This is a genomic window from Streptomyces sp. NPDC104381, assembly GCF_055583745.1.
This window is the reverse complement of record NZ_JBVJNK010000006.1, coordinates 263,599-288,382: the sequence shown is the minus strand read 5'-3', so window position 1 is coordinate 288,382 and position 24,784 is coordinate 263,599. Positions and strand designations below refer to the sequence as shown.

Annotated in this window: 26 protein-coding genes; 12 read left to right on the top strand and 14 right to left on the bottom strand. The window is 72.8% G+C overall.

Going from position 1 to position 24,784, the window contains the following annotated elements:
• Positions 1-11 precede the first annotated feature (11 nt).
• The 5 genes from ACZ607_RS22435 to ACZ607_RS22415 form a co-directional block, all read right to left on the bottom strand.
• The gene (locus ACZ607_RS22435; RefSeq protein ID WP_469737155.1) at positions 12-653 is read right to left on the bottom strand and encodes a TetR/AcrR family transcriptional regulator; all 642 of its coding nucleotides are present in this window, start codon (positions 651-653) and stop codon (positions 12-14) included.
• Positions 654-880: 227 nt separating this feature from the next.
• Positions 881-1,765 carry a DUF4429 domain-containing protein gene (locus ACZ607_RS22430; protein WP_469737153.1) on the bottom strand — a complete coding sequence of 295 codons (885 nt, stop codon included), beginning with the start codon at positions 1,763-1,765 and terminating at the stop codon, positions 881-883.
• Positions 1,766-1,817: 52 nt separating this feature from the next.
• Entirely contained in the window at positions 1,818-2,675 is an 858-nt protein-coding gene (locus tag ACZ607_RS22425) for an oxidoreductase (RefSeq protein ID WP_469737152.1), read from the bottom strand.
• 86 nt (positions 2,676-2,761) lie between these two features.
• Complete coding sequence (locus ACZ607_RS22420) at positions 2,762-4,102, bottom strand: FtsX-like permease family protein (RefSeq protein WP_469737150.1); 1,341 nt, start codon at positions 4,100-4,102, stop codon at positions 2,762-2,764.
• A 3-nt stretch (positions 4,103-4,105) separates the two neighbouring features.
• Positions 4,106-4,915, bottom strand: coding sequence for an ABC transporter ATP-binding protein (locus ACZ607_RS22415; protein WP_469737148.1), 810 nt, complete (start codon positions 4,913-4,915; stop codon positions 4,106-4,108).
• A 194-nt stretch (positions 4,916-5,109) separates the two neighbouring features.
• Between ACZ607_RS22415 and ACZ607_RS22410 the strand changes: the two genes are divergently transcribed.
• The gene (locus tag ACZ607_RS22410; RefSeq protein WP_469737146.1) at positions 5,110-5,388 is read left to right on the top strand and encodes a metal-sensitive transcriptional regulator; all 279 of its coding nucleotides are present in this window, start codon (positions 5,110-5,112) and stop codon (positions 5,386-5,388) included.
• Between the two features lie 108 nt (positions 5,389-5,496).
• On the opposite strand, the gene ACZ607_RS22405 is transcribed toward ACZ607_RS22410, so the two are convergent.
• Positions 5,497-5,991 (bottom strand): hypothetical protein, encoded by a 495-nt coding sequence (locus tag ACZ607_RS22405; protein WP_469737144.1) that lies wholly within the window; start codon positions 5,989-5,991, stop codon positions 5,497-5,499.
• Positions 5,988-6,392 (bottom strand): winged helix-turn-helix transcriptional regulator, encoded by a 405-nt coding sequence (locus tag ACZ607_RS22400; RefSeq protein ID WP_469737142.1) that lies wholly within the window; start codon positions 6,390-6,392, stop codon positions 5,988-5,990. The genes ACZ607_RS22405 and ACZ607_RS22400 overlap by 4 nt, the downstream gene beginning before the upstream one ends.
• 138 nt (positions 6,393-6,530) lie before the next feature.
• On the opposite strand from ACZ607_RS22400, the gene ACZ607_RS22395 reads away from it, so the two are divergent.
• Positions 6,531-7,424 carry an NADP-dependent oxidoreductase gene (locus ACZ607_RS22395; protein ID WP_469737141.1) on the top strand — a complete coding sequence of 298 codons (894 nt, stop codon included), beginning with the start codon at positions 6,531-6,533 and terminating at the stop codon, positions 7,422-7,424.
• Between the two features lie 113 nt (positions 7,425-7,537).
• Positions 7,538-8,119, top strand: coding sequence for a hypothetical protein (locus tag ACZ607_RS22390; RefSeq protein ID WP_469737139.1), 582 nt, complete (start codon positions 7,538-7,540; stop codon positions 8,117-8,119).
• On the opposite strand, the gene ACZ607_RS22385 is transcribed toward ACZ607_RS22390, so the two are convergent.
• Positions 8,109-8,477: a MerR family transcriptional regulator gene (locus ACZ607_RS22385; RefSeq protein WP_469737137.1), complete on the bottom strand. Its 369-nt coding sequence runs from the start codon at positions 8,475-8,477 to the stop codon at positions 8,109-8,111. The genes ACZ607_RS22390 and ACZ607_RS22385 overlap by 11 nt on opposite strands.
• 93 nt (positions 8,478-8,570) lie before the next feature.
• Between ACZ607_RS22385 and ACZ607_RS22380 the strand changes: the two genes are divergently transcribed.
• The 5 genes from ACZ607_RS22380 (at position 8,571) to ACZ607_RS22360 (ending at position 12,657) form a co-directional block, all read left to right on the top strand.
• The gene (locus ACZ607_RS22380) at positions 8,571-9,059 is read left to right on the top strand and encodes a hypothetical protein (RefSeq protein WP_469737135.1); all 489 of its coding nucleotides are present in this window, start codon (positions 8,571-8,573) and stop codon (positions 9,057-9,059) included.
• Positions 9,056-9,886, top strand: coding sequence for an ammonia-dependent NAD(+) synthetase (gene nadE, locus ACZ607_RS22375; RefSeq protein WP_469737133.1), 831 nt, complete (start codon positions 9,056-9,058; stop codon positions 9,884-9,886). The genes ACZ607_RS22380 and nadE overlap by 4 nt, the downstream gene beginning before the upstream one ends.
• 206 nt (positions 9,887-10,092) lie before the next feature.
• Positions 10,093-10,620 (top strand): hypothetical protein, encoded by a 528-nt coding sequence (locus ACZ607_RS22370; protein ID WP_469737131.1) that lies wholly within the window; start codon positions 10,093-10,095, stop codon positions 10,618-10,620.
• A 20-nt stretch (positions 10,621-10,640) separates the two neighbouring features.
• Complete coding sequence (pip, locus tag ACZ607_RS22365) at positions 10,641-11,615, top strand: prolyl aminopeptidase (RefSeq protein WP_469737129.1); 975 nt, start codon at positions 10,641-10,643, stop codon at positions 11,613-11,615.
• A 46-nt stretch (positions 11,616-11,661) separates the two neighbouring features.
• Positions 11,662-12,657, top strand: coding sequence for an aldo/keto reductase (locus tag ACZ607_RS22360; RefSeq protein ID WP_469737127.1), 996 nt, complete (start codon positions 11,662-11,664; stop codon positions 12,655-12,657).
• 71 nt (positions 12,658-12,728) lie between these two features.
• Here the strand turns inward: ACZ607_RS22360 and thpR are convergent, their stop codons facing one another.
• The 3 genes from thpR to ACZ607_RS22345 form a co-directional block, all read right to left on the bottom strand.
• Positions 12,729-13,382, bottom strand: coding sequence for an RNA 2',3'-cyclic phosphodiesterase (thpR, locus tag ACZ607_RS22355; RefSeq protein WP_469737125.1), 654 nt, complete (start codon positions 13,380-13,382; stop codon positions 12,729-12,731).
• A gap of 84 nt (positions 13,383-13,466) precedes the next feature.
• A complete protein-coding gene (locus ACZ607_RS22350; RefSeq protein ID WP_469737123.1) occupies positions 13,467-14,801 on the bottom strand; it encodes an MFS transporter in 1,335 nt (444 codons plus the stop codon).
• A gap of 99 nt (positions 14,802-14,900) precedes the next feature.
• The gene (locus ACZ607_RS22345; protein ID WP_469737121.1) at positions 14,901-15,341 is read right to left on the bottom strand and encodes a MarR family winged helix-turn-helix transcriptional regulator; all 441 of its coding nucleotides are present in this window, start codon (positions 15,339-15,341) and stop codon (positions 14,901-14,903) included.
• A 134-nt stretch (positions 15,342-15,475) separates the two neighbouring features.
• Between ACZ607_RS22345 and ACZ607_RS22340 the strand changes: the two genes are divergently transcribed.
• Positions 15,476-15,691 carry a hypothetical protein gene (locus ACZ607_RS22340; protein ID WP_187327166.1) on the top strand — a complete coding sequence of 72 codons (216 nt, stop codon included), beginning with the start codon at positions 15,476-15,478 and terminating at the stop codon, positions 15,689-15,691.
• A gap of 43 nt (positions 15,692-15,734) precedes the next feature.
• Here the strand turns inward: ACZ607_RS22340 and ACZ607_RS22335 are convergent, their stop codons facing one another.
• A complete protein-coding gene (locus ACZ607_RS22335; RefSeq protein WP_469737119.1) occupies positions 15,735-17,186 on the bottom strand; it encodes an NCS2 family permease in 1,452 nt (483 codons plus the stop codon).
• Positions 17,187-17,361: 175 nt separating this feature from the next.
• On the opposite strand from ACZ607_RS22335, the gene ACZ607_RS22330 reads away from it, so the two are divergent.
• On the top strand, positions 17,362-17,649 hold the full coding sequence (locus ACZ607_RS22330; protein WP_469737117.1) for a DUF2530 domain-containing protein: 288 nt from the start codon (positions 17,362-17,364) through the stop codon (positions 17,647-17,649).
• A 118-nt stretch (positions 17,650-17,767) separates the two neighbouring features.
• Positions 17,768-20,176, top strand: coding sequence for an HAD-IC family P-type ATPase (locus tag ACZ607_RS22325; RefSeq protein ID WP_469737115.1), 2,409 nt, complete (start codon positions 17,768-17,770; stop codon positions 20,174-20,176).
• A gap of 12 nt (positions 20,177-20,188) precedes the next feature.
• Here the strand turns inward: ACZ607_RS22325 and ACZ607_RS22320 are convergent, their stop codons facing one another.
• Positions 20,189-21,052, bottom strand: coding sequence for a calcium-binding protein (locus tag ACZ607_RS22320; RefSeq protein WP_469737113.1), 864 nt, complete (start codon positions 21,050-21,052; stop codon positions 20,189-20,191).
• Between the two features lie 239 nt (positions 21,053-21,291).
• Between ACZ607_RS22320 and ACZ607_RS22315 the strand changes: the two genes are divergently transcribed.
• Positions 21,292-21,552, top strand: coding sequence for a hypothetical protein (locus tag ACZ607_RS22315; RefSeq protein ID WP_469737111.1), 261 nt, complete (start codon positions 21,292-21,294; stop codon positions 21,550-21,552).
• A 28-nt stretch (positions 21,553-21,580) separates the two neighbouring features.
• On the opposite strand, the gene ACZ607_RS22310 is transcribed toward ACZ607_RS22315, so the two are convergent.
• Positions 21,581-24,757 carry a sacsin N-terminal ATP-binding-like domain-containing protein gene (locus tag ACZ607_RS22310; protein WP_469737109.1) on the bottom strand — a complete coding sequence of 1,059 codons (3,177 nt, stop codon included), beginning with the start codon at positions 24,755-24,757 and terminating at the stop codon, positions 21,581-21,583.
• Positions 24,758-24,784 lie beyond the last annotated feature (27 nt).

Below are 24,784 nucleotides of genomic sequence, written 5' to 3'. Positions count from 1 at the left end.
CGGCCCGCCCCTCAGCCCGCCATCTCCACCCCGAGCATGGCGAGCCCCAGCTTCGTCAGCTCCTCCGACACCTCGTCGGGCCGGGCCCGGCGCGGGCGGCGGGCGTGGTGGGCCATGAGCTCGTGGACCGTACCCACCATCACCATCACGACCACCCGGTGGTCCCGTTCCTCCACCTCGCCGCGGACCGCCGCCCGTTCGGCCTCACCCGTCAGGAAGTCCGTCCACAGGTCGCGCCACCGCTTGCAGTGCGCGTCCACCGCCGGGCTCACGCCCAGTACCTCGACGAACGTCACCCGCGCCTCGCGCAGATCCCGGGTCACCGCCGACACGTACGCGTCGAAGAGCCGGCGGAAGCGCTGCTCCAGCGGGCAGTCGTCCATCCCCTCGGAGAGCAGGGCCACTTCGGAGGCCCGCAGGCCGGCCGTGGTGATCTGGTTGTGGAGGGCCGTCAACAGGCCTTCCCGGGAGCCGAATTCCTCCCGGAACACCTCCTCCGACACCCCGGCCGCCGCGCACAGGGCGTACTCCGACGTCTGGGCGTAGCCGTACACCCCGAACAGCTCCAGGCCGGCGTCGAGGAGCTGCCCACGGGCCCGCGTACGCACACCGTCGACCGCACCGGTCAGTTGGTCCACCGGGACATCCACCACGGGTCCTCCTTGATCTGCCGCCTGCCCGTGCCCACGTCCGCCGTCGAGCGGGTCATGAGGGCCGGGGAGGGCTCGGGCGCCTCTGGATGGCGCGTGCGCCATTGTCCCGGTACGTCCCGCCGTACACCCCCACGCCGCGCCGCCACGCGCACAGTCCGCCAGGACCGGTGAGCGCTCGCACGGATGTACCGGAGGTGTACGTCTCCGGGGGCCGCCCCCTCCCCCGGTCAGAGCCGCTTCAGCACGGCCTGCTTGGCGGTGGCGAACTCCTCGTCGGTGAGGACGCCGCCCCGGTGCAGCTCGCCGAGTTCACGGAGCCTCCGCAGCAGCACGTCGTGATCGTCGGCGGGCGGGGCGGACGGTGCGGGGGCGTGCGCCGGGGCCGCTTCGAGCGCGACGGCCGGTGCGGCGGGCTCGGCGGGCGCCGGCATCCGTACGAGGACGGCGGCGGCGACCAGGACGGCGGTGTACTCCCGCTTCGACAGCCCCCACAACTCCAGGGAGTACGGGTCGAACTTGGCCGGGCTCGACGAGACCGCGCCTCCCCGGTCGAAGCGCAGCGAGCCGTTCTCCAGACCGATCGCGGGCATCCAGCGCACCCCGGTCACCTCGGCCAGCGGCAGGGTGACCGCGCCGCCGGCGGTCTTCGACTCCTCGGCCTTCCAGTTCCAGGTGAGGCGGACCGTCTCCCCGTCGAAGGACGCGGTGCCGTCCCCGCCGCCGCCCGACACCGGCACCGACGGGCCCGGCAGCAGGAAGTGGTCCGCCGGGCCCTCGGGCACCTGCTCGACCAGGAGGGCGTGGCGTATCTCGTCGACGACGTACTCCGCCACGCCCGTGCGGTCCTTCTCCACCACCAGCTGGTACGGATCGGCGGCGTCCCTCAGCCGTCCGTCCGCCGCCCGCAGGACGGGGCAGGCGCCGGTGCGCAGCCGCAGCCTCAACCGGCCGCCCTTACGGTCCGGTTCGTACGAGACGCCCGCCACCGCCCGCAGCGGGACGGCGAGTTCGCCGAGGTCCTGCCGCACCGGATGCGCCTTGCCGCCCGGGACGATGCGCACCGTGTCCCCGTCGAAGCTCCACGTTCCGTCGCGCGAGATGATGTCGGCCATACGGCGGATTCTGCCAGGCACACCCGCGCGACACCCCCGCGTACGGAGGCGGTCAGCCGAGCTCGGCGAGGTCCTCGGGGGTCAGCTTCAGGTCGCCCGCCGCGATGTTCTCCTCCAGGTGGTCCAGGGAGCTGGTGCCGGGGATGAGCAGGATGTTCGGCGACCGGGCGAGCAGCCAGGCCAGGGCCACCTGCGGCACGGTCGCGCCGTGCCGGGCGGCGACGGCGTCCAGGTGGCGGGCGGTGACCGGCTGGAAACCGCCGACCGGGAAGAAGGGGACGTAGGCGATGCCGGCCTCCGCGCAGGCGTCGACCAGGGGGTCGTCGTCGCGCCGGGCCAGGTTGTAGAGGTTCTGGACGCAGGCGATCGGCGCGATCCCGCGCGCCTCGGCGAGCTCCCCGGCCGTGACGTTGGAGATGCCCAGGTGGCGGATCAGGCCCTCCTCGCGCAGCGCGAGCAGGGCCTCCAGCGGCCCGGCCAGTGGGGTGTCGCCGCGTTCGAGGTCGCCCATCCGCAGGTTCACCACGTCCAGGCGGTCCACCCCGAGCGAGCGCAGGTTCGCCTCGACGCCACGGCGCAGGTTGTCCGGCGTGAGGCCGGTCTTCTCCGCCGCCGGCAGGGCGATGTCGGCTCCCTCGACCAGCGCGCCCACCTTGGTCACGATCACCAGGTCGTCCGGGTACGGGTGCAGCGCCTCGCGGATCAGCTCGTTGGCCGCGACCCCGTCGCGCGCGTAGTAGTGCGAGGTGTCGATGTGGTTCACCCCGAGCTCCACGGCCCGGCGCAGGACGGCCAGGGCCGTGTCCCGGCCGGGCGCCTCCCCCCTCGGCCACCCGGTCAGCTTCATCGCGCCGTAACCGATCCTGGCCACGTCCAACTCGCCCGCGAGCGCCCAGCTTTGTGAGTTCATGGCCACCACCCTAGGGCGTGTTCCGAAAGTAGCGCCGTCCGCCCGGAGGGCGGGCGGGGCCCCGGAACACGCCCTGGGGCGCTCCGTCACGCCGCCACCGTGACCGCGTCGATCGCGGGGGTGCGGAGGGTCCTGCGGGCGGTTCCGAGGCTGGTGCCGAGGGTGGCCGTGGTGGCGATGGCCAGGATGGCCAGCCAGGTGCCGGGGCCCTGGTCGGGCAGGACCTGGTCGGTGCGGACCATCGTGAAGGGGATGATCCCCGCGATCCCCGCGGCGGTGCCCAGGACCAGGCCCGTCAGCGTGAGGACGACCGCTTCCAGGCCGACCACGCCCAGGACCTGGCCGGGGGTCGCTCCGGCGAGGCGCTGCTGGCCGAACTCGCGGCGGCGGTAGGAGGTGGCCGCGTACAGGCTGTTGACGAGCATGATGCAGGAGAAGACGACGATGATGCCGACGACGACCAGGTTGAGGGTCTCCAGGTTCGTGTCCTCGACGGTCTTCTCCAGGCCGGACCGGGTGACCCGGTCGCTCTCGACGCCCTGGATGTAGAGCGTCGCGGTGGCCATGCCCGTGAAGATGATCATCGGCATGAGCACCCCGGCCGACTCCGCGCCGCGCCGGCGCAGATTGCGGGCGCTCAGGTACCCGCCGGCGCCGCCGAGCGCGTCGAGGGGGCCCCGCAGCAGCTCCAGGATCCGGCCGAGGAGGGCGGGGGCGAGGACGGCGAGGCCGACGGAGAGCAGGATGGCGCCGTAGGCGGGGAACGCCATCAGCATCTCCTCGTCCGGATCGACGGCGTACGTGGTCAGGACGCCGCCGGCGCCGGCCACGAGTGCGGCGCGGCCCGCCCAGGTGCGGCCCCTGCGCCGCGCCGGGCCCCGGACCCCGGCGGCGGCCCTGGTGGCGCGGCGTACGGCGAGGAACGCGGCGCCCACGGAGGCCAGGAGCGCGACGCCGAAGCCCGAGCCGAGGGCCATCGCGCCGAAGGCGGGGTCGACCGTCGCGGCGACCTGGCCGCTGTCCTGGAACAGGTCGAGCAGCAGCCGGCCGCCGAGCACGGCGGGCCCGACGGCGAGCGCCGCCCCGGCCAGCGCCACGACGGCCGCCTCCCCCACGACCATGCGCGTGATCTGGGCGGGGGTGGCCCCGGTGCAGCGCAGCAGATGGATCTCCTCGGCGCGCCGGCGTACGGCGACGGTGAGGGTGGAGGCGATGGCGAAGAAGACGAGCAGGGAGCCGTATCCGCCGACGACGCTCGCGGACAGGGTCATGGACTCCGCGCTGACCTCGTCGACGCCGGGCGCCGCCGCCGTGTCGTGCAGGGAGCCGAACGTCATGATGATCACGGCACCGAGGAACGCCGAGAGCAGGGTCGCCAGGAATTGCCCCGGGCGCTTGCGGACCGAGCGCATGGCCAGGAACAGCATCGCTCACACCTCCATCAGGGGGCTGTTGTCCGCGTGCCGTGCGGCCACGCGGTCACCGAGGTGCGTCATGCGTTCGGCGACGGCCTCGGCGGTGGGGGCGGTGAGGTGTCCTGCCAGCCGTCCGTCCGCGAGGAAGAGGACCGAGTCGGCGTAGGAGGCGGCCACCGGGTCGTGGGTGACCAGCACGACGGTGCTGCCGTGCAGGCGGACCGTCTCCCTCAGCAGGCCCAGCACCTCGCGTGCGCTGCGGGTGTCCAGGGCGCCGGTCGGTTCGTCGGCGAAGAGCACGCCGGGCCGGGTGACCAGGGCGCGGGCGATCGCCACCCGCTGGCGCTGCCCGCCGGAGAGCTGGTCGGGGAGGTGGCCGAGCCGTTCGCCGAGCCCGACCTGGGTGAGGACGGCGCGGATGCTCTCCCGGTCGGCCCTGCGGCCGGCGAGCCGGAGCGGCAGCGCGGTGTTCTCCTCGACGGTCAGGGTGGGCAGCAGGTTGTACTGCTGGAAGACGAAGCCGATCCGCTCCCGCCGGAACCTCGTGAGCGCCGCCTCGCCGCCCCGGCCCATCTCCTCGCCGTCCACGACGATCTGCCCCCGGTCGGGGCGGTCCAGGCCCGCCGCGCACTGGAGGAGCGTGGACTTCCCGGAACCGGAGGGGCCCATGACGGCGGTGAAGCTGGCCCTCGGCAGGCTCAGGGTCACCCCGTCCAGGGCGGTCACGGCGCCGTCCCCGGTCCCGTACACCTTGCTCACCGAGACCAGCCGCAGGGCCTCGGCTCCCCGGCTCCCGGGCTTCCGCTTGCGATCGAACATGGTCATCCCCCATCACCCTCTGCTCGTCGGACGCACCGCGCGTCCTGTCGACGACGCTACGGACCGGAGCGGGCGGGCACATTGGGCGTACGCCCCGGCCGAGGGGTGGCGCTGGGTGCACCCCGAGCGGGGCGGGACGCCCCGGTACGATACCCCCCTGGGTATATACGTACGGGTATGCCCCGACCACGGGAGGAACCATGCGACTCGACATCGCGGCCGACGAGCTGAAGTCCGTCCTCAACCGGCTTCGCCGGGCCCAGGGCCAGATCGCCGGGGTCATCAGGATGATCGAGGAGGGCAGGGACTGCGAGGAGGTGATGACCCAGCTGTCCGCCGCCTCCCGGGCCCTGGACCGGGCGGGGTTCTCCATCATCGCGACGGGGCTCGAACAGTGTCTGGCCGACGAGGGGCAAACGCCCGCCGACCGCGACCTGATGCGCGCCCGCCTGGAGAAGATGTTCCTCTCGCTGGCATGAGGCACCGGGCCGCCCGCCGGACCACCCGGCGCGCGCCGCGCCCGGGCACACCGCCCGCACCCGCGTCCCCGCCCGGCACCCGGACCACCGCGCGTGCCGGCACCCGCGTCACCGCTCCGGGAACGGCTCCCCGCACGCGCTGCAGAACTTCGGCGCCCGGTCCGCCGAGAGCCGCCCGCACTCCGGGCACACCAGGTCGAGCATGCAGGGTGGCTCCCCGCCCTCGTACGCCGACGTGCGTACCGCCGGCCTGACGGTGAGGCCGGGGCGGCGGCGGTGGACCGTGAGGTACGTCAGCCCGTCGGGCCCCGCCTCCAGCGCCCGCCGCGAGGTCCGGGGCAGCCAGGTGACCGTCGTCGGGGCGAGGTCCAGGGTGTCGCCGCCGCCCGTACGCAGGCTGCCACCGCCCGCGAGGACGACGAGCAGCACGTCCAGGACGTCCTCCTGGTGCTCGCCCACTCCGGCGCCCGGCGGGAGACGGACGACGTTGGCGTCCAACTCCCTCCCCTGTTCGGCCAGATGCCAGAGGGCGCCGCGCTCGCCGGGGGCGGCGGAGGCGAGCAGCTCGTCCAGCACGGCCAGCACCCGCGGGGTGGCGTTCATGCGGCGGCCTCCTTGTCGTAGCGCTCGCGGGCCTCGTGGACCTGGTCGAAGTGGGTCTCCGCCCAGTTCTTCATGGCGAACAGGAGGTCGCTGAGGCTGTGCCCGAGGTCCGTCAGCTCGTAGTCCACACGGACCGGCACCGACGGTGTGACCGTGCGCGTGACGAGGCCGTCGCGCTCCAGGGAACGCAGCGACTGGGTCAGCATCTTCTGGCTCACCCCGGCGATCCTGCGCCCCAGGTCGCTGTAGCGCATGGGGCCTTCGCGCAGGGCGCTGACGATCAGGCTGACCCACTTGTCGCCGAGGCGGCCGAGCAGCTGGTTCGTCGGGCACTCCTTCAGGAAGGCGTCGTACGCCGTTCGGGCTTCCTCGCGGCGCTGGGCCGCGGTACGGGTCGCCATTGCCTCCGCCTCCGGTCCTACCTACGGGTGGCCTACGCACCTCGAAGTACGTACTTACCGAAAGAGAGTAACTCTTCCTAGGTTTGTGGGGCGGGAGAAACCCGCGGTGTTCGCCCCAGGATCACGGGAGTTATCGATATGCGTGCAGTGGTGGTCAAGTCGTTCGGCGGTCCCGAGACGGTGGAGCTCGTACGGACCGCGGTGCCCGAGCCGGGCCCGGGCCAGGTGCGGATCAAGGTGGCGGCGGCCGCCGTCAATCCCGTGGACGCGGCGTACCGCGCGGGCTTCCTCGTCCCGCTGCCCGAGGGCGGGGTGCTCGGCCTCGGCTGGGACGTCGCGGGGACGGTGGACGCGGCGGGGGCGGGTGCGCCGTTCGCCACCGGGGCCGAGGTGGTCGCGCTGGCGTACGGGCCGGCTCCGGTGAAGGCGCAGGCGGAGTACGTGGTGGTGGACGGCACGGCGGTCGCGTCGGCCCCCTCCTCGGTGGACGCGGTCCACGCGGCGACGGTGCCGCTGAACACCCTGACCGCCGCGCAGGCGCTCGACCTGCTGGACCTGGCCCCCGGGGCCACGCTGCTGGTCACGGGCGCGGCGGGCGCGGTCGGCGGGTACGCGGTGCAGCTGGCCCACCGGGCCGGGATCACCGTCGCCGGGGTGGCCGGTGCGGCCGACGAGGAGCTCGTGCGGTCCTTCGGCGCGGACCGTTTCGTGGAACGCGGCGCGGCGGCGGGCCCGTTCGACGCGGTGCTGGACGCGGCGGTGCAGGGCGCGGACGCGCTGGCGTACGTGCGGGACGGCGGGGAGTACGTGGGCGTCATCCCGAACGCGGGCCCGCCGAGCGTGCGGGGCGTCCGGGTCCAGGTGGTCGAGGTGGCCGCCGACGGCGACCGGCTCGCCGAGCTGGTGAAGCTGGTCGACGAGGGCGTCCTGACGCCCCGGGTGTCCCGCACCTACCCGCTGGAGCGGGCCGCGGACGCCCACACCCGTCTCGCGGAGGGCGGCGTACGGGGACGGCTGGTCCTGGTCCCCTGAGTACGGGCAGGTCAGGGCGGGGAGAGCCGGACGGGAGGACTCCGTAAGTGGAGGGTCTTCCGCTCCGGCCCGAAACCGCCGACCGGCCCCCCACACCGCTGTACTCTCGCCGGATGATCCAGCCGACGCCCTCGACTCCCCCGGTGACGGATGCCGAGTGCGTCGCGCTCACCCGGTCCCTGCGCCGCCGGGGCACCGTCGTCCTGTCGGTGTTCGCCCTCGTCTGGGCCCTCGCCGGGGCGTCCGGGCTGGCGTCCTCCGGAGCCGCCCTGGCCGTCGAGATCATCGCCGTACCGGTCACCGTGGCGGCGCTCCTCCTCGCCTACCGCAAGGGCGCGGCCCCTTCGCCCCGCCTGGTCGATCTGCCGGCGAACTGGGCGCGTTCGGTCGGCATCGTCAATGTCGTCGAACTCGCGGCGGTCTTCGGGGTGATCGCGGCGTCCAACGCCTCGGGCCACCCCGCGTTGATCCCGCCGGGCATCGCGCTGGTGGTCGGCCTGCACTTCTTCCCGCTGGCGCGCCTCTACGACCAGTGGCAGTACAAGGGGACGGCGGTGCTGCTGTGCGCCGCCGCGGTCCTCGGCCTCGTGCTCATCGCGGCGGGCCTGTCCGACACGAGCGTGCGCGCCGTGGTGGGCCTGGCCTCCGCGGTGACGCTGTGGGCGTCGGCGTACCACGTGGCCGTCAGGGGCTGACGGCACCGGCGGCACGCAGCGGGCACCCGGTGCCCACGCGGGAGTCGAGTTCGGCGCGCAGGGAGGCGAGTTCGGCCATGCGCGCGTCGATCACCCGGATCTTCTCCGCGAGCAGCGCGGACAGGGCCTCGGCCTGGTCGGGTGCGTCCCGCAGCTCGTCGCCGTGCCGGGCGATCTCCGCCAGGGAGAAGCCGAGCGCCTGCGCGGTACGGACGTAGAGCAGCCACGGCACCGTCTCCGGGGGGAAGTCGCGGTAGCCGCTAGGCAGTCGGCCACCGGTGACGAGCCCGTTCCTCTCGTAGAACCGGATGGCGTCCCTCGACAGGCCCGTGTGCGCGGCCAGTTCCCCGATCAGCATGGCGCTCCCCCTCGGATGCCGGGCTTGACCTTGGACCGTACTCCACTGTTTAGCGTCGGGCGGTCGCCTTTCCGAGACCGCAGGGAGCCCCTGATGCGCCGTCCCCCCGCCCGCTTCTCAGCCCGCAGTGCGCGCGTCGTACGCACGAGCGCCTGGTACGACCTCGTCGTCACGGCAGGCTTCGCCACCCCGTGGACGTACGGCCTGCTGCACGGAGCGCTCTCGTCCGTGGGCGACGCCCTCGGGCTCGGCCCCCTGCCCGCCCGGGACCCGATGCAGACGCTGTACGCGAACCTGATGGGCTCGGTCGTGGTCGTCTGGGCCGTCCTGCGCCTCGTCGCCCCCCGGCCGGCGCACGGCCTGTACGACGGGGTCGCGCGGGTCCTGTTCGCCCTGTGGCAGACGTACGCGCTCACCCAGGGCGGCCCGCGGCTGCTGTGGCTGTTCCTCGGCCCCGAGGTGGCCTTCGGCCTCGTGCAGCTGGCGCCCTGGCTCCGGCGGCGCACCCGACCTGCGGGAGAGGGCCCCTGGGTAGGGTGGGCGCGACAGCACACCGTGGACCGGACCGAGGAGCAGACGTGAGCGAGCCGGCGAATATCGCCCTGCAGCAGGAGATCGCCCGGGAGCTGGAGGTCGCGGAGACCTTCGACCCCCACCAGGAGATCGAGCGCCGCGTGGCCTTCCTCGCCGAGCGGCTGACCTCCACGGGCCTGCGCTCCCTGGTGCTCGGCATCAGCGGCGGCGTGGACTCGACCACCGCCGGACGGCTGAGCCAGCTCGCGGTCGAGCGGGCCCGCGCGGCGGGCCACGAGGCCCGGTTCTACGCGATGCGGCTCCCCTACGGGGTCCAGGCCGACGAGCACGACGCCCAGCTCGCGCTCTCCTTCATCAAGGCCGACCAGGTGCTGACCGTGGACATCAAGCCCGCGACCGACGCCACCCAGGTGTCCCTGCTGGAGGGCGACGTGGCCTTCCGCGACCCCCACCACCAGGACTTCGTGGTGGGCAACGTCAAGGCCCGCCAGCGCATGATCGCCCAGTACGCGGTGGCCGGGGCGCACGGCGGTCTCGTCGTCGGCACGGACCACGCGGCCGAGGCGGTGTCCGGCTTCTTCACCAAGTTCGGGGACGGCGCCGCCGACGTGGTCCCGCTGACCGGGCTGACCAAGCGCCGGGTGCGCGCGGTGGCGGAGGCGCTCGGCGCCCCCGCCGAGCTGGTCGGGAAGGTGCCGACGGCCGACCTGGAGACGCTCGACCCGGGCAAGGCCGACGAGCAGGCGCTCGGGGTCACCTACGACACCATCGACGACTTCCTGGAGGGCAAGCCGGTGGACGAGGATGCCTTCGACACGATCGTCACCCGCTACCGCCTCACCGACCACAAGCGCCGGCTGCCCCTCGCCCCGTAGGGCTCGCGGGTCCGCTCAATTCCGCCTCCGGCGAGGCGAATTGAGCGGCACCCGTCACGCCCCGGCCGGTATCCTGACGGGCTCCACGATCTTCACGAGCCAGCAGGGGGATTCGCGTGTCCAGCCCCAACCCGCCGATGCCCCCGGGGCCACCGTTCCCCCCGCCGCCCCCTCACCCTCCGGTCCCGCGGGGTGAGGGCCGGCATGTGACCGCCGCCGTGATCACGGCGGCGGCGACGATCATCGCCGCGGTCATCGCCGCCGTGGCGGTGTCCGGCGGGGACCCGTCCCCGCCCGCGGCGTCGGCGGCCGGCCCGTCGGGGACGTCGACGACGGCCTCCGCCTCCGCCGATCCGTCCCCGACCCCGTCGGCCCCGTCGACCCCGTCTGACCCGCCGCTCCAGACCCTGCCGGCCGATCCGGCGACCGCGACCCCGCACGGCAGGCCGCGCCTGGTCGCCGTCCCCGACCGGGCCCCGGAGGGAACGGTGGTGACGCTCAAGGCCACCGGATTCGCCCCGGACGAGCAGATCCGCATCGTCTTCCGGGGCAGCGACTACGCCGAGAAGGATCTGCGCGATGTCACCGCCGGCCCCGACGGGAGCTTCGCCGCCGAGGTCCATGTCCCCAGGGATACGGGCACCGGACTGGAGACACCCGTGTTCCGCGTGTACAGCCTCGATGATGTGGACACCGACAATCAGGCCGACACCCCGTTCACCGTCACGGGGTGACCCGAGGAGGGACCGCCGCCATGCCCCGTGACCCCGACGACACGTACCCGCCGGTCGAACCGTACGACCAGGGGATGCTGGACGTCGGTGACGGCAACCTCGTGTACTGGGAGGTCTGCGGCAACCCGGCCGGCAAGCCCGCCCTCGTCGTCCACGGCGGCCCCGGCTCGGGGAGCACCGCGCGGCCCCGGCAGTACTTCGACCCGGACCGCTACCGCGTCGTCCTCTTCGACCAGCGCAACTGCGGCCGCTCCACCCCGCACGCGAGCGACCCCGCCACCGACCTGCGGCACAACACGACGGCGCACCTGATCGCCGACATGGAGCGCCTGCGCGTCCACCTCGGCATCGACGGATGGCTGCTGTACGGCGGCTCGTGGGGCTCCACCCTGATCCTGGCCTACGCCGAACAGCACCCGGAGCGCGTCTCGGAGATCGTGATCGCGGCGGTGACGACGACCCGGCGCAGCGAGATCGACTGGCTGTACCGGGGAGCGGGGCAGATCTTCCCGGAGGCGTGGGACCGTTTCCGGGCGGGTGTCCCGGAGGCCGAGGGGCCGCAGGACCTCCTCACGGCGTACGCACGCCGTACGGAGAGCCCCGACCCGGAGGTACGGGCGAGGGCCACGGCCGACTGGTGCGCCTGGGAGGACGCGGTGCTCTCCATGGAGGCGCACACCGGCCCGGCGCCGTACGCCGGGCGCCCGGACCGCGACCGGCCCGCCCTGGTCCGTATCTGCGCGCACTACTTCTCGCACGCCGCATGGCTGGAGGAGGGGCAGCTGATCCGCGACGCCGGCCGCCTCGCGGGCATTCCCGGCGTCCTGGTGCACGGCCGCTTCGACCTGGGCTCCCCGCTGACCACGGCCTGGGAGCTGGCGAAGGCCTGGCCGGACGCCGAGCTGACGGTCATCGAGGCCACGGGCCACCTCGGCGGCCCCGCGACGACCCGTGAGGTCCTGGCCGCGCTGGACCGTTTCGCCCGGCGCGCCTGAAGCGGACCTTGCTTCGAGCGCGCTCGAAGGAGTTGGCTTGGGGTCCATGAAGTACACGCAGCTCGGACGCACCGGACTCAAGGTCAGCCGCCTCGTGCTGGGGACGATGAACTTCGGCCCCCAGACCAACGAGAGCGACAGCCACGCGCTCATGGACGCCGCCCTGGAGGCCGGCGTCAATTTCTTCGACACCGCGAACGTCTACGGCTGGGGTGAGAACAAGGGCCGCACCGAGGAGATCCTCGGCACCTGGTTCGCGCAGGGCGGCGACCGCCGCGACAAGGTCGTCCTCGCCACCAAGGTCTACGGGAACATGGCCGCCGACGGCGAGGCGTGGCCCAACCACGACAAGCTGTCCGCCGTGAACATCCGCCGCGCCGTCGACGCCAGCCTCAAGCGGCTCCAGACGGACCACATCGACCTGTACCAGTTCCACCACGTCGACCGGGACACCCCGATCGACGAGATCTGGCAGGCCATCGACGTACTGATCCAGCAGGGCAAGATCCTCTACGCGGGCTCGTCCAACTTCTCGGGCTACAAGATCGCCCAGGCCAACGAGCGGGCCCGCCAGCGGGGCAGCTACGGCCTGGTCAGCGAGCAGTGCATCTACAACCTGATGCAGCGCGGCGCCGAGATGGAGGTCATCCCGGCCGCCCAGGAGTACGGCCTCGGGGTCATCCCGTGGTCGCCGCTGCACGGCGGGCTGCTCAGCGGCGCGATCCGCAAGGAGCGTGAGGGCGGCAGCGCCCGGTCCACCTCGGGCCGCTCCGGCGAGGCGCTCGCCGACCCGAAGCAGCGGGCGCAGATCCAGGCGTACGAGGACCTGCTGGAGAAGCACGGCCTGGAGCCCGGCGAGGTCGGCCTGGCATGGCTGCTCACCCGGCCCGGCATCACCGGACCGATCTCCGGCCCGCGCACCCGGGAGCAGCTCGACTCGGCGCTGCGCGCGGTGGAGCTGGAGCTGTCGTCCGAGGTGCTGACCGCCCTCGACGAGATCTTCCCCGGCCCGGGCCCGTCGCCGGAGAACTTCGCCTGGTAGCCGACGTGCGTGCGTGCGTCCTCGGCGGGCTCAGCCCCCGAGGGCGGACGCCGCCGCGACGACGATGAACATCAGCACGAGTACGGCGGCCATGATGCGGTTTCTGGTCTTCGGGTCCACCCGACGAGCGTAACCGCCCCGCTCACCGTCCGCGGCCAGGCCCGCACCACTTCGTAGCGTGGCTGCTCCCCGGGCACCCCGCCCGCCGGCGGTCCGCTACGTACGAGACCGAACTCGGCCACCTCCCACTCCCGGCTGTCGAACCCCTCCAGCGCCGCCGTGTACGGGGTCAGGTCGGCGTGGCCCCGGCTGCGGGCGAGGGTGAGGTGCGGGGCGTGGCGGCGGTGCTCCTCCTCCATCGGGACACCGGCCTTGCGCGCGGCGGCGTGGGCCCGCGCCGCCAGCAGCCGCAGGGTGTCGAGGCCGCCCGCCGCCCCCGCCCACAGCGCCCGTCCGCCGAACCGGCCGCCGCCGTGGATCCGGAGCGGGAAGGGCGCGGTGCGGTGTGCGGCCCGCTCCATCCGCACGTACAGCTCCGGGAGCAGCGCCTCGTCGACCTCCCCGAGGAAGGCCAGCGTGAAGTGCCAGCCGGCCCGGGCGGTCCAGCGGAGGTCCACGGCCCCGGGAATGGCGTGCAGGGGGGCGAGGGCCCTGGCCAGTTCGTCGGCGACGGGCTCCGGGGGCAGGACGGCGGCGAAGAGTCTGAGGCTGCGGCTGCTGCTCATGCGGCGAGTGTCCCAGCGTTCCGGCGCCCGGCAGAAGAGCGCTGCCCCTCCCCCGCGGGGGAGGGGCAGCGCTCGTGGGTCGGCTCAGGCCGCCGTGGCCAGCTGCTCGCGCGGAACTATTCGTACGTGCGGGCGGCCCGGTCTCAGGTCGACCTTCAGGCGCAGGCCACCGACGCGGGTCAGCATGAAGCCGACGCCGACCGCGGCGACCATCGAGATCGCGCCTCCGGCCGCCATGCCGATCCGGGCACCGTAGGTGTCGCTGATCCAGCCGACGATCGGGGCGCCCACCGGGGTGCCTCCGGCGAAGACCATCATGTAGAGGCTCATCACCCGGCCCCGCATCGCGGGGTCCGCGGCCATCTGGACGCTCGTGTTGGCGCTGATGTTGGTCGTCAGTCCGATCATCCCGATCGGCAGCAGCAGCAGCGAGAACAGCCAGACGGACGGCGACACGGACGCGGCGACCTCCAGCAGACCGAACAGGGTGCCCGCGGCCACCAGCATCCGCAGCCGCGAGGAGCGGCGCCGGGCGGCGAGGAGGGCCCCGGCGAGGGAGCCGGCCGCCATCAGGATGTTGAAGAACGAGTACATCCCCGCGCCGCCGTGGAAGACCTCGTCGGCGAAGGCCGTCAGGAAGATCGGGAAGTTGAACCCGAAGGTGCCGACGAAACCGACCAGGACGATCGGCCAGATCAGCTCGGGCCGGCCGGAGACGTAGCGCAGGCCGTCACGGAGCTGGCCCTTGGCGCGCTTGACGGTGACGGACGCGTGGAGCTCGCTCGTACGCATCATCATCAGGCCGACGAGCGGCGCGATGAAGGACAGCCCGTTGAACATGAACGCCCAGCCGCTGCCGACCGTCGTGATCAGGACACCCGCGACGGCGGGGCCGATGAGCCGGGCGGACTGGAAGTTCGCCGAGTTCAGGCTGACGGCGTTGCGCAGCTGCGCGGGGCCGACCATCTCGGAGACGAACGACTGGCGCGCCGGGTTGTCGACGACGGTCACCATGCCGAGCAGGAACGCGATCAGGTAGACGTGCCAGACCTCGACGACGCCGGAGAGGGTCAGGACGGCGAGTGCGACGCCGCACAGGCCGAGCGCTGCCTGGCTGATGAGCAGGAGACGCCGCTTCGGGAGCCGGTCGGCGATGACACCGCCGTACAGGCCGAAGAGCAGCATCGGGAGGAACTGGAGGGCCGTGGTGATACCGACGGCCGCGGCGGACCCGGTGAGGCTCAGGACGAGCCAGTCCTGCGTGATGCGGGACATCCAGGTACCGGTGTTGGAGATCACGGCGCCCGTGGCGAACAGGCGGTAGTTGCGGATCTTCAGCGACGAGAAGGTCCCGCCGGTCTTGCTCTCGTGGGTGGAAGTCGGTGCGGGGGCGGAGTCTGCTCCGGATCCCGTACTCAAAAGAAGTCGCCTCCTCGGGCGTATACGGCGTGCTCACTGACGGGGACGTGACCGCGGGCGCTGCGGGACCCTCGCGGGGTCCGACGGCGCCCGTCGGGGTCACAGGTGGGCGAGCTTCTCCAGCACGGGCGCGGCGGCCCGCAGCTTGTCCCACTCGTCCTCGTCCAGGCCCTCGGCGAGGTTGGCCAGCCAGGCGTTCCGCTTGTCGCGGCTCTCGGCGAGCATGGCTTCCGCCTGCTCGGTCCGGCTGACCATCTTCTGCCGACGGTCATCGGGGTGCGGTTCCAGTCTGACCAGACCCTTCGCTTCCAGCAGCGCGACGATGCGGGTCATCGACGGCGGCTGCACGTGCTCCTTGCGGGCCAGCTCACCGGGGGTGGCGGAACCGCAGCGGGCGAGCGTGCCGAGCACCGACATCTCGGTGGGGCTCAGCGACTCGTCGACGCGCTGGTGCTTCAGACGACGGCCCAGCAGCATCACGGCGGAGCGAAGGGAGCTCACGGCGGCGGCACTGTCACCGTCGTGGATCAGGTCAGGCATGGTCATTAGCGTAACTCATTAGCCATGCTAAATACCAGCCGGTGGTACACGCGCGAGAAACTGATCACCCGAACGAGTGAGTATGAGGCGGAAAGACCCGCGAAAAGGCCGCGTGTGCCGCGACCCTGCTTGGCATGGGATCGACAGTGCTCAGCCTGCGCATAGACGGTGAGCTGCTCGACCGGCTCCGCCAGCACGCCGCCAGACGCGGCATGAGCGTCCAGGACTACGTGGTCCGGACGCTCGTACGCGACGATTTCGACGAGCGCTTCCACGCGGCCGTCGACGAGACGGAGAAGTTCTACGGGGCGGACACCCGTCATCCGGACCCGGCCGACCGGGTCACCTGACGGGCGTCCGCCCCGCAGGGGTGAGGACGGTGCGCGTGCGCGCCTACGTGAGGCCGAGCGCCGGCATCGCGTAGTAGAAGACGAAGACCGCGGAGACCACGTACATGGCCACCGGGACCTCCCGGCCGCGGCCCGCGGCCAGGCGCATCACGCTGAAGGCGATGCAGCCGATGCCGATGCCGTTGGTGATCGAGTACGTGAGCGGCATCATCAGCATGGCCATGAAGGCCGGGATGGCGAGCGTGTAGTCGCTCCAGTCGACGTCCCGCACATTGCCCGCGAGGATCAGGAACCCGACCGCGATCAGCGCCGGGGTGGCCGCCTGCGAGGGGACCATCGTCGCCAGCGGCGTCAGGAGCAGCGCCACCGAGAAGAGCAGCCCGCTCACCACGCTCGCCAGGCCGGTACGGGCGCCTTCGCCGACACCCGCCGTGGACTCGACGAAGCACGTCGAGGCGGAGGAGGAGCTCACACCGCCCGCGGCGACGGCGACACCGTCGACCAGCAGGACCCGGTTGATCCCCGGGAAGTTGCCGTCCTTGTCCATCAGCTTGGCCTCGTCGCCGACGCCGAGGATGGTGCCCATCGCGTCGAAGAAGCAGGACAGCAGGACGGTGAAGACGAAGAGGACGCCGGTCAGGATGCCGACCTTCCCGAAGCCGCCGAACAGGCTGACCTGGCCGATCAGGCCGAAGTCCGGTGAGGCCACCGGATTGCCGGGCCACTCGGGGACGGTCAGCCCCCAGGCACCCGCCGGCAGGTCGGCGACCGCGTCGATGACCAGGGCCAGGACCGTCATGACGACGATGGAGAGCAGGATCGCGCCCGGCACCTTGCGGACGATCAGCGCGAGGGTCAGCAGCGTGCCCAGGATGAAGACCAGGACGGGCCAGCCGTTGAGGTGGCCGTCGTTGCCGAGCTGCAGCGGCACGGTGGTGTGCGCGGCGTCCGGGATGCGGGAGACGAAGCCGGAGTCGACCAGGCCGACCAGGAGCACGAAGAGGCCGATGCCCATCGCGATGCCCTTGCGGAGCGAGCGCGGCACGGCGTTCATGACGCGTTCGCGCAGCCCGGTCGCGACGAGGAGCATCACGACGATGCCCGCGAGGACGACCATGCCCATCGCGTCGGGCCAGCTCATCCGGGGGGCGAGCTGGAGGGCGACGACGGTGTTGACGCCGAGACCGGCGGCGAGCGCGATCGGCACGTTGCCGATGACACCCATCAGGAGCGTGGAGAACGCGGCCGCGAGCACGGTGGCCGTGACGAGCTGGCCACCGTCGAGCTGGTGCCCGTACATGTCCTTCGCGCTGCCGAGGATGATCGGGTTGAGCACGATGATGTACGCCATCGCGAAGAACGTGGCGAAGCCACCACGGACCTCGCGCGCGACCGTCGACCCCCGCTCGGAGATCTTGAAGTAACGATCGACGACGCCGTGCGGCTGCTGCGGCGTCGGAGGCTGATCGACCGGAGCGGTGGCCGAGGAGGACATGTATGACCTTCAGTCGTGCATCGGGGGGATGAAAGTAGTCAGATTTGGATGTTCACACGAATAATTCGAGTCATCCACAACCGGATTCAGTATGAATACATAAGGGGAAGATCGCTATCTCCGCGCGTAGATCCTTGGGCCGACTGGCCCGCAGCGCAGCCCGTAGACTGATCGCATGGAGAAGTGGACACCGAAACACGAGGCACCGGAGCCCCTGGAGGGTCCCGTCGTCGCCACCATCACCGGCGGCACGATCCTCTGGTTCGTCCTCTTCCTCGTGCAGGTCCCCTTCTACGGCTGGTTCGACGACCGGGGCCACGCCTGGTGGATCTGGGTCTGCCTGGCCGGCGCCGGGCTCGGCCTGATCGGCATCTGGTACGTCCGGGGGCGCGACGCGGCGCTCAAGCGGGCCGCCGCGCGGGCCGCCGCCGAGGAGTCCGCGCCCGACGGCGCGCACCACTGATCCCGGGCCGCCCCTGATCCACCGCGCGTACGACCGTGGGACCATTCCGGTCCTCCCCCGGTCGGAACTTGCTGCTCCCAGCGGGTGAACCCTCCCTTCCGCCCGTACGGTCGGAATCATGACGCAGCGGGCACTCGATTCCTCCGGTGAGCAGCCGGACCCCGTACGGACCTCGCCGGCGCCCGCGCCACCGGGCGGGCTGACCACCGCCGAGGTCGCCGAGCGGGTCGCGCGCGGCGAGGTCAACGACGTACCGGTCCGCTCGTCCCGCTCCGTCACCGAGATCGTCCGAGCGAACGTCCTCACCCGGTTCAACCTGATCATCGGCGTGCTCTGGGTGATCATGCTGTTCGTCGCGCCGATCCAGGACAGCCTCTTCGGCTTCGTGATCATCGCCAACACCGGGATCGGCATCGTCCAGGAGTGGCGCGCCAAGAAGACCCTGGACAGCCTGGCGGTGATCGGCGAGGCGAAACCGACCGTACGGCGCGACGGGACCTCCGCCGAGGTCTCCGTCTCGGAGATCGTCCTCGGCGACCTGGTGGAGCTGGGCCCCGGGGACAAGGTCGTCGTCGACGGCACGGTCGCCGAGGCCGACAGCCTGGAGATCGACGAGTCGCTGCTGACCGGCGAGGCCGACCCCGTGGTCAAGCGGCCCGGTGATCCGGTGATGTCGGGCAGCTTCGTCGTCGCCGGAGGCGGGGCGTTCACCGCCACCAGGGTCGGCCGTGAGGCCTACGCCGCCCAGCTCGCCGAGGAGGCGTCCCGCTTCACCCTCGTACGGTCCGAGCTCCGCAGCGGCATCAGCACGATCCTCAAGTACGTGACCTGGATGATGGTGCCGACGGCGATCGGGCTCGTCATCAGCCAGCTGGTCGTCAAGGAGAACGCCTTCAAGGAGTCGGTGGCGCGCACGGTCGGCGGCATCGTCCCGATGATTCCCGAGGGCCTGGTCCTGCTCACCTCGGTCGCCTTCGCGATCGGCGTGATCCGGCTCGGCCGCAAGCAGTGCCTCGTGCAGGAGCTGCCCGCCATCGAGGGGCTGGCCCGGGTCGACGTCGTCTGCCTGGACAAGACCGGCACCCTCACCGAGGGCGGCATGGACGTCACCGAGGTCCGCCCGCTGAACGGCTCCGACGAGGCGTACGTGCACCGTGTCCTGGGTGCCTTCGGGGCCTCCGACCCCCGGCCCAACGCCAGCCTCCAGGCCATCATCGACGCCTACCCGGACGGCGGGGGCTGGGACGTCGGCCGGACCCTGCCGTTCTCCTCGGCCCGCAAGTACAGCGGCGCCGCCTTCACCGAGTCCGGCGGCGGCGCGTCCGCGTGGCTCCTCGGCGCCCCCGACGTGCTGCTGGCCGCCGACGACCCGGCCCTCGCCGAGACCGGTCACCTCAACGAGCAGGGGCTGCGGGTCCTGCTCCTCGCCCGGGTGCCGGGCGAGCTGGACGCCCCCGACGCCGCCTCCGCTGCCGAACCCGCCGCCCTGGTCGTCCTGGAGCAGCGGCTGCGGCCGGACGCCGGGGAGACCCTGGCGTACTTCGACGACCAGGACGTCGACGCGAAGGTCATCTCCGGCGACAACGCCGTCTCGGTCGGCGCGGTGGCCCAGAAGCTGGGGATGCCGGGCGCCGAGCACCCCCTGGACGCCCGCCGGCTGCCCGGGGACTCCGACGCCATGGCCTCGGAGATCGAGCGGAACGCGGTCTTCGGCCGGGTCACCCCGCAGCAGAAGCGGGAGATGGTCGCGGCCCTCCAGTCACGCGGTCACACGGTCGCGATGACCGGGGACGGTGTCAACGACGTGCTCGCGCTCAAGGACGCCGACATCGGGGTCTCGATGGGCTCGGGCTCCGAGGCGACCCGCGCGGTGGCCCAGATCGTGCTGCTGGACAACAGTTTCGCGACCCTGCCGTCGGTCGTCGCGGAGGGGCGGCGGGTCATCGGCAACATCACCCGGGTCGCCACCCTGTTCCTGACGAAGACCGTCTACTCGGTGCTGCTGGCGGTGCTGGTGGTCTGCTTCCAGGTGGAGTACCCGTTCCTGCCGCGCCACCTCACGCTGCTGTCCACGCTGACCATCGGCGTACCGGCGTTCTTCCTGGCGCTCGCCCCCAACAAGGAGCGGGCCCAGCCGCACTTCGTACGCCGTGTCATGCGGTACGCGATCCCGTCCGGGGTGATCGCGGCGGCGGCCACCTTCGCCACGTATCTGATCGCCCGGCACGCCTACTCCGGTCCGGGCGCGCTCGACGCGGAGACGAGCGCGGCGACCCTCACCCTGTTCCTGGTCTCCATGTGGGTCCTGGCGATCATCGCCCGTCCGTACACCTGGTGGCGGGTGTGCCTGGTGGCGGCGATGGGCCTGTGCTTCCTCGTGGTGCTCGCGGTGCCCTGGCTCCAGGACTTCTTCGCGCTGAAGCTGGTCGGGGTCACGATGCCCTGGACCGCGGTGGGCATCTCGGTGGTCGCGGCGGCCGTCCTGGAGGTGGCCTGGCGCCTGGTCGGCCGCCGCTTCCGCTCGTGAGAGCTGCCGGGGCTACTTCACGTCGACGAAGTCACCCGCGGTCGTGACGGCCGGGGTGGTCGAGGTGCCGGCGTAGCTGTAGCGCCAGTAGCCGTCCACCGAGGCCTTGACCGTGGTCTTCAGCGCGCCCGTGCTGTTCGACTTGATGGTCTTGACGGTGGTGTAGGTGCTGCTGGTCTTCTTGCGGAACTGCAGCTTGACGGGCTGCACGGTGTAGCCCTTGTAGGTGCCGGTCTCCCAGTTGGCGCGCGACAGCTTGCCGGTGACCGTGAGGGTCTTGCCCTTCTTGACGGGCTCCGGGGCGGCGTTGACGGTCAGCTTGGAGAGGCGCTGGACGCGGGCCGTGGACTGGTAGTCGTTCCACGCGACGCTCTGGTCGCCGGCGAGCGCGCCCGCGGTGACCTTCCAGGTGCCGGCCAGCGCGTTCTTGTAGAGGTCGTAGCCCGGGTAGGCCGTGATCGTCATGGTGCAGGTGGCGGTCGTGGCGTTGACGTTCTTGCAGGACGCCGCGTCCTCGTTCGGCAGCAGCACGCCGTCGAGACCGGAGTCCACGTTCGTGCCGTGCCACAGGTCGATGTAGCCGTCGACGATGCCGGACGGGTGGGAGGCGGTGACGGAGACGGTGATCTTCTTCGCGGCCGTGGTGCCGACGACGATGTCCTTGCCGCCGTTGATGACGACCTTGGAGATGACCGGGGTCGTCACGGCGGCGCGCGCCGCGGCGCGCGGGGCCCGGGCGCCGGTGCCGAAGACGTCGGCGGCGGTGGGCCGCTCCAGGCTCGGGACGTCCTTGTCGGCCGCCTGAGCCGCCGGAACGGCGAGAGCGGACAGGGCCAGGGCGCCGGAAACTGCGGCGACGGTGGCACGAATACGCATGTGGTCCCCTGTGGAGCCGGGGACCCGTCGAGGTGGTGTCCCCGGCAGGTCCCAACTGGTCAGTGAGTCTGGTGACTCGCACGATCAGACTGCGGCCGCCTGTGAATGGTTGTGCCCATGTCGTGTGTTTATTGTGAAGATCACACGGGCTCGGCGACCCGGGCGGGTATCAACACCTCTGCGTGGTACGGGCACACGGCCACCCGGTCGCGCCTTCCGGAACAGAGTGGGGGACACGGATGACCGACCTGATCATCGGAGCCGTCGCGGTCGTGATCGCGGGAGCGCTGGGCATCGCCGGCGAACGCGCCACCCGCAGACGCAAGCGCGCGTTCCAGGACCGCTACGGGAGCTACGAGGGCTTCCGCCGCCTGGTCGACGAGGACAGGGTCCGCTCCGTACGCGACGCCCGGGGGGACGTCGCGGCGGTCAAGGCCGTCCGGGAGGACCACCCGCTCGCCTCACTGGTCGTCGCGAAGCGGTACGTCGACGAGCTGTGACGCGGCGGGCCGCCGTCCCGGCAGCCGCTCAGTCGAACCAGCGGTCCCGGGCCAGCTCCTCCGTGCGGGACGGGTCCTCCAGCAGCGCGGCCACCTCGAAGCGGCGCGGCCACTGGCCCGCCGCCCAGGCGAGGCCGGCCGCGACACCCTCCACCGTCGACGCGTGGACCACGCCGTCCGGGGTGCGGCGCCAGTCCAGCTCGACGCCGCCCGCCCGCAGCTCGCTGTGCTCGACGTAGCTGTCCGGGGTCCCGGCGCCGAGCAGGATCCGCACGGACTCCGGCACCTCGTGCTCCTCGCCCTCCGTCGTGACCACGGCCTCGACGGTCTCGCCCAGCCGCCGCACCTGGAGCAGGTCCGCCAGCTCCGCCGCCCGCGCCGGGGCCACCGGGAGCAGCGGGAGCCCGCCGGTCAGCGGCAGCAGGTCGGGCGCGTCGGCGATCACGACGTCCGCCGCGTCGGCGACCCGCACCTCGTCGTCCACGACGGCCCGCAACTCGTCCGGCAGCGTGACCTGTTCGGGGTCCAGCTCGGCGAGCGCCGTGTACAGCGAGTGCAGTTGTACGGGGCCGACGGGACGCTCCTCGTCGGCGAGCCGGCCCAGCAGTTCGGCCGCCCCGCCGGGCTCGTCCAGGAGCGCGGCCACCGAGGTCCGCACGCCGAGGGCGCGCAGCACCTGCGCGTCGTCGAAGCCGGTCGCGTCGGCGGAGTCGTACAGACCGGCCAGGCGCGGGTCGCCGCCCGCCGCGCGCAGACCGGCCGGGCGGCGGCCGTCGAGCACGGGGTGGTCGCGCAGCCACCACGCGGTGTAGGGCCGCACGGATTGCGTGGTGCCGTCCGGGAGCAGGACGCGCACGGGCTGGGTCAGGGCGTCGCGCAGCGGCGGCCTGGCGAGCATCGCCAGCGCCTGCGGCCAGGCGTCGTCGTCGACGAGGTCCAGGTCGCGTACGGCGACGAGCTCGGTGGCGACCGGCGGGACGGGGGTGTCCGGGAGCTGGTCCAGGACGTCCTCGCACCACACGTCGACGGCGTCGAGCAGTCCGGCGTCGTCGGGCTCGGCGAAGTCGCTGTCGCGGGGCTCCAGTTCGTCCGGGTCCAGGACGACGTCGGTGGCCCGTACGAGGGCGAAGGTGGCCAGCACCCCGCAGGCGGTCAGCGGCTGTTCGCCCCAGCGCCCGGCCAGCTCGGCGTCGCACAGGGCGAGTTCGCCCTCGCGCATGACCTGGGCGAACGGGCTGTCCGGCAGGACGAGTTCACCGGCGGGCGCGGGCTCGCCGTCCTCGTCGGGCAGGGCGAGCGCGCCCAGCCAGGGTTCGTCGCCGGGCGCGAGGTCCGCGTCGCGTACGAGCGTGAGGACGGTGTCGGCGAGCTCGTCCCCGTCCAGCGCGTCCTCGTCCCAGATCTCGCCGGCGTCCAGCGAACCCGCGACGGCGGCCCGGACCTGCGGGGTCGTCAGGACGGCCCGGGGGGTGGCGGGCAGCGCGCCGAGCTTCTCCAGGAGGGGGTGGGCGGCGTCCGGGTGGGCCACCTTCAGCCCGAGCCTGGCCAGCCGGTCCAGGACCGGCGAGGTCAGCGCGTCCGGCAGCGGCAGGAGGACCTGCCGGGGGCCGATGGTGGTGCGGGGCGGCTCGTCGGCGGGGCCCGCGAGGGGCACGGGCAGTCCGGAGAGCCGGTCCGGGTCGACGCCGGCCAGGCTGTCGTACAGCCGCCGCCACCAGTCCGGGTCGCGCTCCAGGCCGGCCAGCCGGTCGATGGCCTCGGTCAGCGGGACCCGGGCGACCCCGAGCGTACGCAGCTCGACGCGGCGCTCCAGGCCGGCGGGCAGCAGACAGGGAAGGACCTCGGCGAGGACCCGTACGGTCCGGTCGCCGACGCCCTCGACCACCTCGGCCTCGACGGGCCGCAGCGCGGTCGTCCCCGGGGCGGGAGTCCCGGCACCGTCCCAGTCGTCCCACTGGGCCGCCGCCTCGGCGGGGTCCCGGGGCGCGGCGGGCTCCAGGAACGCGATCCGGGGCAGCCGCTCCAGGATCGCGGCCCGCAGCGCGCCGTCGAGCTGTCCCTTGCCGAGCACGGCCGGCACCAGCGAGATCGTGGCGACGGAGACGGGCTCCCAGCCGGCGAGCAGCTCGGCGTACGCGTCGGCCGCGCGCTGCACCAGGAAGTCGGTCAGCGGGCCCGGCGCGGGGTGCCTGCGGGTGGTGTCCAGCGGCAGCGAGGCGATGAGCAGCGCGGGGACGCCGAGGGGCTCGTCGGTGGGGGTGGGCGCGTGCACGACGGGCGCCGTACGGGGGTGCTGGGGCGCCCCGTCCTCGCCGACGGGCACGGCCCACGTCACCGACCAGTGCGGCCGCAGGCGTTCCTCGACGGGCCGGTCGGCCAGCAGCGCGGGCTCGACGGGGCCGTGGGCGGTGACGGTGCGCCAGCGGTGCGCACCGTGCGCGGAGTCGTCGACGTGCGTGTAGGGGCCGTGCTGCGAGCGCCGCAACGTCCGTACGCCGTCGGGGGTTTCGATGACGACCTCGTCGAGGCCGGGCAGCGTCAGGAGCAGCGCGTCGTCGACCCCGTCGAGCAGCCTGCCCACGAGGTCCTCGGCGACGCCGTCGCGGAGCGGCAGGACGACGACGGTGTCGTACCCGTCGGGCGCGGTGCCCTCGGCGGGCAGCGGCAGCCTGAGCAGCGGTACGTGTCCGTCGCGGCGGCGCAGCTCGTCGCCGAGGCCGGGGCTGCCGACGGCCGCCTGCCGCGCGAGGTCACGGGCCTCCGCGAGGGACCAGCGGACACCGCCGTGCCGGCCGATCACGGCGGGCTCGTCGCTGACGGCCAGCACGGCGGCGAAACCCACGCCGAAGCGGCCGACGGACGTCTCGTGGCCCTCACGCTTGGCGGACGCCCGCAGGGTGCTCAGCGACTCGACACCGGTGGCGTCGAGGGGGGCGCCGTTGTTGGCGGCGGCCAGGACGGCGGGGCCGTCACCCGCCTCGTGCAGGGTGAGGCGGAGCCGGCCGGGGACACCGGCGCGGGCGGCGGCGTCGGCGGCGTTCTGGGCGAGCTCGACGACCAGCCGGTCGCGGTAGCCGCCCAGCGCGAGGTCCTCCTCGGCGTTGGCGTCCTCACGGAAGCGGGCGGGACCCGCGCCCCAGGCGTCGAGCACGCCGCGCCGCAGTCGCGCCGTCCCGAACGGATCGGCCCCCTCGGTCGCATTCATGCTCACGCTCGTACTCCGCTCTTCCGG

Bases quoted from the DNA above. Each gene is read 5' to 3' on its own strand.
- ACZ607_RS22430 (WP_469737153.1), bottom strand. From the start codon at position 1,765: ATGGCCGACATCATCTCGCGCGACGGAACGTGGAGCTTCGACGGGGAC.
- ACZ607_RS22425 (WP_469737152.1), bottom strand. From the start codon at position 2,675: ATGAACTCACAAAGCTGGGCGCTCGCGGGCGAGTTGGACGTGGCCAGG.
- ACZ607_RS22420 (WP_469737150.1), bottom strand. From the start codon at position 4,102: ATGCTGTTCCTGGCCATGCGCTCGGTCCGCAAGCGCCCGGGGCAATTC.
- ACZ607_RS22415 (WP_469737148.1), bottom strand. From the start codon at position 4,915: ATGACCATGTTCGATCGCAAGCGGAAGCCCGGGAGCCGGGGAGCCGAG.
- ACZ607_RS22410 (WP_469737146.1), top strand. From the start codon at position 5,110: ATGCGACTCGACATCGCGGCCGACGAGCTGAAGTCCGTCCTCAACCGG.
- ACZ607_RS22405 (WP_469737144.1), bottom strand. From the start codon at position 5,991: ATGAACGCCACCCCGCGGGTGCTGGCCGTGCTGGACGAGCTGCTCGCC.
- ACZ607_RS22400 (WP_469737142.1), bottom strand. From the start codon at position 6,392: ATGGCGACCCGTACCGCGGCCCAGCGCCGCGAGGAAGCCCGAACGGCG.
- ACZ607_RS22395 (WP_469737141.1), top strand. From the start codon at position 6,531: ATGCGTGCAGTGGTGGTCAAGTCGTTCGGCGGTCCCGAGACGGTGGAG.
- ACZ607_RS22390 (WP_469737139.1), top strand. From the start codon at position 7,538: ATGATCCAGCCGACGCCCTCGACTCCCCCGGTGACGGATGCCGAGTGC.
- ACZ607_RS22385 (WP_469737137.1), bottom strand. From the start codon at position 8,477: ATGCTGATCGGGGAACTGGCCGCGCACACGGGCCTGTCGAGGGACGCC.
- ACZ607_RS22380 (WP_469737135.1), top strand. From the start codon at position 8,571: ATGCGCCGTCCCCCCGCCCGCTTCTCAGCCCGCAGTGCGCGCGTCGTA.
- pip (WP_469737129.1), top strand. From the start codon at position 10,641: ATGCCCCGTGACCCCGACGACACGTACCCGCCGGTCGAACCGTACGAC.
- ACZ607_RS22360 (WP_469737127.1), top strand. From the start codon at position 11,662: ATGAAGTACACGCAGCTCGGACGCACCGGACTCAAGGTCAGCCGCCTC.
- thpR (WP_469737125.1), bottom strand. From the start codon at position 13,382: ATGAGCAGCAGCCGCAGCCTCAGACTCTTCGCCGCCGTCCTGCCCCCG.
- ACZ607_RS22345 (WP_469737121.1), bottom strand. From the start codon at position 15,341: ATGCCTGACCTGATCCACGACGGTGACAGTGCCGCCGCCGTGAGCTCC.
- ACZ607_RS22340 (WP_187327166.1), top strand. From the start codon at position 15,476: ATGGGATCGACAGTGCTCAGCCTGCGCATAGACGGTGAGCTGCTCGAC.
- ACZ607_RS22335 (WP_469737119.1), bottom strand. From the start codon at position 17,186: ATGTCCTCCTCGGCCACCGCTCCGGTCGATCAGCCTCCGACGCCGCAG.
- ACZ607_RS22330 (WP_469737117.1), top strand. From the start codon at position 17,362: ATGGAGAAGTGGACACCGAAACACGAGGCACCGGAGCCCCTGGAGGGT.
- ACZ607_RS22325 (WP_469737115.1), top strand. From the start codon at position 17,768: ATGACGCAGCGGGCACTCGATTCCTCCGGTGAGCAGCCGGACCCCGTA.
- ACZ607_RS22320 (WP_469737113.1), bottom strand. From the start codon at position 21,052: ATGCGTATTCGTGCCACCGTCGCCGCAGTTTCCGGCGCCCTGGCCCTG.
- ACZ607_RS22315 (WP_469737111.1), top strand. From the start codon at position 21,292: ATGACCGACCTGATCATCGGAGCCGTCGCGGTCGTGATCGCGGGAGCG.
- ACZ607_RS22310 (WP_469737109.1), bottom strand. From the start codon at position 24,757: ATGAATGCGACCGAGGGGGCCGATCCGTTCGGGACGGCGCGACTGCGG.